Annotated in this window: 5 protein-coding genes; 2 read left to right on the forward strand and 3 right to left on the reverse strand. The window is 59.6% G+C overall.

Annotated elements, in window-relative coordinates:
- Nucleotides 1–232: 232 nt before the first annotated feature.
- The 3 genes from NKI46_RS30755 to NKI46_RS30765 form a co-directional block, all read right to left on the reverse strand.
- Nucleotides 233–1066 carry a thermonuclease family protein gene (locus NKI46_RS30755; RefSeq protein WP_280800015.1) on the reverse strand — a complete coding sequence of 278 codons (834 nt, stop codon included), beginning with the start codon at nt 1064–1066 and terminating at the stop codon, nt 233–235.
- Nucleotides 1067–1256: 190 nt separating this feature from the next.
- Nucleotides 1257–2759, reverse strand: a complete 1503-nt coding sequence (locus NKI46_RS30760; protein ID WP_352749683.1) for a winged helix-turn-helix domain-containing tetratricopeptide repeat protein — start codon at nt 2757–2759, stop codon at nt 1257–1259.
- Nucleotides 2760–3218: 459 nt separating this feature from the next.
- Complete coding sequence (locus NKI46_RS30765; RefSeq protein ID WP_352749685.1) at nt 3219–4127, reverse strand: LysR family transcriptional regulator; 909 nt, start codon at nt 4125–4127, stop codon at nt 3219–3221.
- Between the two features lie 132 nt (nt 4128–4259).
- Between NKI46_RS30765 and NKI46_RS30770 the strand changes: the two genes are divergently transcribed.
- A complete protein-coding gene (locus NKI46_RS30770) occupies nt 4260–5120 on the forward strand; it encodes an alpha/beta fold hydrolase (RefSeq protein WP_502896857.1) in 861 nt (286 codons plus the stop codon).
- Entirely contained in the window at nt 5117–5674 is a 558-nt protein-coding gene (locus tag NKI46_RS30775) for a carboxymuconolactone decarboxylase family protein (RefSeq protein ID WP_352597763.1), read from the forward strand. Before NKI46_RS30770 ends, NKI46_RS30775 begins: the two co-directional genes overlap by 4 nt.
- The last annotated feature ends 476 nt before the right edge of the window (nt 5675–6150 follow it).

Here is a 6150-nt window from a genome sequence, read left to right on the forward strand (position 1 = left end):
CTCAGTTGCGCAGGAGTTCAGGCACGCTGAGCGGGCCAAGGTCGAGAATTCTCCTATACTCGTCGCTGCGGCGCCAGACGCCGCGTATCTTGGCGGCGGTGACCGATTGATTGCCTTCGCCAGTAGCCTTGCGGAAGGCTCTGGGCGACCACAGAGTTCCCCTTGGTGTGCGCCGTGGAGGCAAAAAGGGCAAAGTCGACGACGATCATGCCATGTCCCTCTCACTGCGGACTTAGCAAAGGCTCTCGCAAGGAATGCCGTCCTTGTCGCGGTCGAGCTTGCCGCCCCAAGAGCAGTTGGCCAAATACCAGTTCGCCTCGTTGCATGAGCTGATCTGGGGACAGGTTCGCCGTGGCTGACAAGAATAGCTCTGCGCCACCTGCCCATTACGCATGATACCGAGTGGTTGTTTTGCTGACGGCCTGGTGGTGCCGTTCGCATGCTCTGCGCGCCAATCCCATGGCGCCTGAAACGCTCCAGCCCACAGACCGACCTTCGCCGCCTGGGCCTTCGCCTGCTGTCTTGCGTAGGCTCCGTGGCTGTAGCGCGGCCAATCTAGTGCCAAGCCCCGCTCGACAAGCCAGCTCTGGACGTTGCGACCGTCGGCGCGATCGCAATCCCCAACAAGCCGGCCGTACCGGTCTCGGTTAACAAAGCTGCAATGCAACGGACGCGATGCAGCCAGGAACTCGTCCAAGGCTTGGGCAGCATGGCGCCCGCAGGCGTATTCGAAGCCCTTAGCGTCTTCGCAATATTGCTTACTCTCGGGCGCATCGATGCCGTTGAAGCGGATGCGCTGTCCGTGGATCTCGATCGTGTCGCCGTCGATCACAGACGCGACACCGGCGATCGGCGCCGGCTTCGAGCCGAACCAATTCGATGCATTGATCTCTGGCAAACTTTCGCTGTGCTGGATGGCGGTTTGCGCGACCAGAGCGCCAGCCGCTACCGCAGTCACCAAAATCAGGCGCCGCGGCACATTCGCCCATCGGTGCGCACGGCTATGCTTGGCACCGGTTCGCTTTCGCCAGCGATCAGATCGATTGTCGTATCGGTATTTGTCCACGCCCTCATCCCCGCAGAGAGGATGCGACTGTTTCAACGAAGAGTCCAGAAGACGAGACGCGCGGAATGCTAGCCCCGAAGCCGATGCGTGCCGACGCCCCCCTCGACTTCGATCTCGGTTAAGGGGGTTCGATGACCTGTTGGGGTGCATTCGGCTGTTCGGCCTGACCGGCGCGCTCCCGAAGGTGCGTTCACGCGGGAAAACCGGCCTTTCTGAAGCCTGACGTGAAAAGCTCGAGGTCGACTTGGTGGGCGAACGGGAGACGTGAAATCAGCCGGATAGTCAGGTCGTGTTTCCTTATCAGTGCTTCCTGAACTTCAGCACGCGCCTTCTGCGTCTCGCCCAAATGAGCGTACGCCGCTGCGAGAAAGGCATGAATGAAGAATTGGTCGCCGGCCTTCTGATACGAACCGACCGCCTCCGAGTACCTTCTTAGCAGAAAGAGGGAGCTGCCCTTCACCTCCCAGAACCATATTGGAGGTAACGGGTCGCGCAGCAGCGCAGATTCAAGCACGTTCAGCGCGCTCTCGGCCCGGCCGCCGTAGTTGAGCCAGCTTGCGTAGTCCCCCGCTATGTTCACGTCCAACGGGTTTAATGAGCGCGCTTGCTCGAAATGCACTCCCGCGTCGCTGTGCTGGCGCATGTGCGTAAGCACCAGGCCCATGCTCTGGTGACAGACGCCATCGCTCCTGTCGAGAGCGAGCGCCGTTCGTGCCGAGTCCCAGGCGTTCTGTAGCGTCCGCGGATCGTTGTCGTACCAAAATCTGCCGACGAGCGCCTGCGCGAGGAAGGCGTGGCCCTGAGCGAACGTCGCATCGAGCTCGACACACCGGACGAATAGGGGCTCGGCCATGTCCAGTTCATACCGGTAGAACTGTGCGCGCCCCTGCAGGTAGCAGTCGTATGCATCCCAATCGGCCGGAGGCTTGCGTCTGGTCCTGCTCGTCGAATCGGCCTCCGCCTGGCCTTCGACCATCGAGGCGATGAGAACCGCAACCTCGTCTTGCAATGCGAAGATGTCGTCGAGGGCCCTGTCGTAGCGTTGGGCCCACAGGTGGGTACCGGTGGAAGCGTCAATCAACTGTGTGGTGATCCGAATGCGATCACCGAGCTTTCGTATGCTGCCTTCGACGAGGTAGCGAACTCCGAGTTTGCGATGGACTTCGGCAATGTCCAATGCCGGATAGCGAAACTGAAAAGATGAATTCCGCGCGATGACAAGGAGGGAGCGGAACCTGGCCAGCTCCGTAATTATGTCCTCGGTTATGCCATCGCTGAGATACTGCTGGTCCTGATCGCCGCTCAAATTGGCAAAAGGCAGGACCGCAATCGACGGCTTGCCGGACCCTGGTATCGGTCTGCGGGATGCGCTCGCCACCGGCTCGACAGTCCCGGTGAAGCGGTAGCCGACGCGAGGCACCGTGGCGATCCACTCGCCGCCGTTGTCAGCCGGACCGAGTGCCTTTCTCAGTGTCGCTATTTGGACCGTAAGGTTGCCTTCCTCAACGGCGGTTCCCGGCCAGGCAGCGTCCATCAGTTCGGCCTTGGTCAGGATCTCGCCGGGCCGGGCGGTAAGCGCAGCAAGCAGCGTCAGCCCACGATGCCCAACAACGATCGGGATCTGCTCTTTCAGGAGCGTCCCGACGTCGGGATCGAGTACGAACGGACCAAAAGCGATGCGTGTCCCCTGCATCTGGGCATATTAGACGTTCCGGCGGTTTTCGGAACAGTGTCGGCACCCCTTTAATCCCGGGGTCGCTTTCGAGGCCTATGCCCAGAACGCGGCCACCTGTCCATCGATTAGAAGATAGCGATCGGGCGCTGGCCGCTGCGCGCGAATGTCCGGAGTGGCTACCCCGACTGCGTATTGGCCTGCGCCGCTGATCAGAGATAGGGAACCGCAGAACTGACCGGAGCAAGGCTGGCAGTAAAGCATTGATATTGCTGTTGTGAATCTAGGGATTTTGAGAGGTACTCCCCAGCTTCGGAGAAAGATGGGCATTCGGAGAAAGATGGGCATTCGGAGAGCAGTTTGGGCGGGAACGTTGTGTCCGCTCTCCCCAGCTTTCGGCCGCACATCCCGCAAACGCCGGGCTTCCGGGAAGCCATGAAGGGATCGGAGAATGGTTAGGACCTCGAAGGTGGTAGAGGATCAAGAGTTCGAACCCTCCGACAATATCTGCTTTTTAAAGAAATCAATAAATTTCCGCGTCTTCAGCGGCAGGTAGGCGCGGGAAGGATAAGCGACCCACACGGCACTCTCCTGCGCCCCGACGCTGATCTTCCAACCAGGGAGGAGTTGGACAAGCCTTCCGCTCTTGATATCCTCATCCACCGACCACTCCGGCAGCAGCGAGATCCCGACGCCGTCGCGTACCAACTGGCGAAGCGCCAGTGTGTTGCTGGTCCTGATCTTCGCCGGCACGGTCAATTCGATATTTTCGAGATCCCGCCTGAACAGCCACAGCGGCGTTTGAGGTAAATTCGTGGTCGGCAAACAGACATGCGCACCAATGTCTTCTGGCCGATCGACTGGAGGCACTGAAGACAGATATTCTTTCGACGCCACCAAACGACGCTCGATTGTCTTTAACTTGGAGACGATGAGGTCGCCGGTCGGACGCGGCCCGAGACGCAAGGCGACGTCGACCTGCTGGGCAACGAGGTCCACCAAAGCGTCCGAGAGCAGCAGATCAATTTCAATGCGCGGGTACTGCGCGCAGAATCCGGCCAGCAGTGGCGCGACGACCGCTTCGCCGTAGGCGTTTGAGGCTGTAACGCGCAACATGCCGCTTGGCTGTTCGACGGTGGCAAGCGCTGCTTCGCGGGCCGCCGCAACCTCGTCCACAATAGGCAGGATGCGAGACAGGAAAATCGCTCCGGCCTCCGTCAACGACAGTTTCCGGGTCGTTCGCTGGAACAGTCGTGTCCCAAGCTGTGCTTCCAGTCCAGCTATCCTGCGAGACAATGTCGATGCCTCGCTGGCTTCGGCCCGCGCCGCAGCCGCAATGCTGCCAAGTTGAGCGACGCGGCAGAATGTCTTGAGGTCGTCAACGTCCATTCATGCAAAATTGGCATGAATATCATGCCAAATACAAGCATTATCTCTCAGTCATCATCGTTTATATCGATACAACGACAGATAGCCGAGCCTTCCAAGGAGAGATCTATGAAGTGTGAAATCAAACGTGTCCTGTTCGGCTGGCCGCTGGCGGTGACGGCAGTGGCTGCGTTTTTGCTCGCCCCTGGGGCGACCGAAGCCGCGTCCAGCAAGCCCACCATTGTTCTGGTTCACGGTGCGATGGCAGACAGTTCGTCTTGGAATTCAGTGATCCCGATTCTCTCTCGCGATGGCTACACGGTCGTGGCAGTAGCGGACCCGCTTCGAAGCGTCTCTGGCGATGCCGCAGCCGTTGCCAGCGTGGTGGAGAGCATTGACGGGCCTGTGGTGCTGGTTGCCCATTCCTATGGCGGGTCCGTCATTACAAACGCCGCGCTTAACAGCAAGAATGTCAGGGCGCTGGTCTATGTCGCCGCATTCGCGCCTGACAAGGGCGAGAGCACCTTCGCTTTGATCAGCAAGTTTCCGGGTAGCGAGCTTGGCGCGGCTCTGGCCAAGCCAATTACGCTGCCAGATGGCAGCCTTCAGTTGAGCGTCGATCCGGCAAAATTTGCTGGACCCTTTGCCGCCGACCTGCCTATGGAGCAGGTGGCATTGATGGCTATCACGCAGAGACCTGTTACCGAGACCGCGCTGAAGGAAGCTTCAGGCGCGGCCGCCTGGAAAACCCTTCCGTCGTACTTCGTCTACGGCGCGGCCGACAAAAGCATCCCTCCGGCTCTGCACGACTTCATGGCGAAACGTGCGCACGCGCGCGAAGTCGTGGTCGTGCAGGGTGCATCGCATGTTGTCATGCTTTCTCATCCGGCAAATGTTGCTGATCGAGGAGGCGGCGCAGGCCCATTGAGCGATCACCGTCACCTGAGAATTCAGGTCTCTACCCCATTTGCGGCGCCAAACTGCGCCCAATTGCCATCAAGGACAGACACATGACGAACTTTCCCATTCACTCCATCGAAACGGCGCCCGGAGCTTCCAGGCCGGCACTTGAGGCACTGAATTCAGCCTTCGGCTTCATTCCAAATATTGCCGGCACGATGGCAACCTCGCCTGTGCTTATCGGCAGCTTGACCGACCTCTTCGCGCGGGTACATGGCGGGAGCTTCAGCGAGGCGGAGATCCAGATCCTGCTTTTGACAAATGCAGTCACCAACAAGGCAGAGTGGGCTGTGGCCTTTCACTCCTATCTGGCGATTGCCGAGGGGGTCGGCGCTGAATCTGTCACCAGCATCAGAGAGGGCGCTCTACCTGTGGACGCCAGGCATGCGGCTCTGGCGAAACTCACGCGTACGCTTATCGAGAGGCGCGGTGGGCTCAGCGAGGTGGAAAAGCGCGAATTCCTCGATGCGGACTTTGATGAGAGCCGGTTGCTGGAGGTGGTCGCCGTTCTTTCGGCGTCTACGATCACCAACTACACGTCCAACATCACCCAACCGCCGCTGGAGACGCCATTTCAGCCGCATGTCTGGCAGGCAGGTAGGGGCTGATCCGGACAGTAGGCGGTCGTGCCGGGCGCGTTCGACGCATTGGGCGCGGAGGCAAAGACCATGTAACGCTAGGATCGAGTAAATTTGCCACGCGGCCGTCATCGAGCTTTCCATGTCGCGTGATCTAATCTCAGCTATGCCCAGGTGGCGTTCATCAATCAGCTGATGGTCGGTTTCAGACGTTCGTCTGCCGACCCTTTCGTCTGCTATCATTCATCGGCGGCCAAAAGCCGACCTTCCGCTTCCGGCCCCAATTGAGCCGTCGGCACGCCCGCAACCCGATGTCCAGTTTTTATGCCTCTCCACCAGAAGCTTGGACTGCTATCGTGAAGAATTTCGGGCGCTAGCAGGCGTACGGGGTAGTGTGCTGAGAGTTCTGCAAATTCGCTGGGAGGGGGCGGTCATGGCAGGCTGGTGATTGTTCACGTCACCTGATTCCCGCGAAGGAACGCCACCATGACCAAGACTGAAGTTAA

This window comes from Mesorhizobium sp. M0615, from assembly GCF_040320805.1.
Taxonomy (GTDB): Bacteria; Pseudomonadota; Alphaproteobacteria; order Rhizobiales; family Rhizobiaceae; genus Mesorhizobium.